This is a genomic window from Staphylococcus sp. HMSC067F07 (genome assembly GCF_001837405.1).
Taxonomy (GTDB): domain Bacteria; phylum Bacillota; class Bacilli; order Staphylococcales; family Staphylococcaceae; genus Staphylococcus; species Staphylococcus capitis.
The window spans coordinates 1,051-1,629 of sequence record NZ_KV832222.1; positions in this window are offsets into that span (position 1 = coordinate 1,051).

Genomic DNA, 579 nt, shown 5'->3' on the forward strand with positions numbered 1-579 from the left:
CATCTTTAAATAGATGTTCTCTTTTTTTATTAATCAAGTGGTTACTAAAGCAACCACCTAGACCAAACGAAAGGTAAAGGAGGAGATAACAAAATAACATCAATACAATGTCACAATTTCACAACATAGCATGCTGCTATTAAAGAAAGGAGGAACTCTTATGCGTAATAAGAAAAAGATTAAGGTTACTTTGGCAATGATTAATGTTCTGTTAACTGCAGTCGAACTTTATCTTCAATGGCAATTAAGTAAATCTGAAAATGAACTGTAGTTAAGCAAGTAGGTGGGACTAAAACAGAAACGTTTTAGTCCTATTTTTTTCTATAAACGAGTATTCTTCGTTTAATAATGGCTCAAACATGTCGCATAAAATGAAAAACAAATAATCATTTAGTGTTGTTTTAACTTTTAAAAATGTAAAAGTGTTAACCGTGTTTATATTTTTTATCAATCCTTTGTAGTTATAAAAGTGACTTAGTAAAATCGTTTTTGCTATTTATTTTGTTAATGAACGGAAATAAATGGTCGCATTTATCGTTCAAAAAAATCAAAATGTGGATTCAATATAGGTAAAAAATA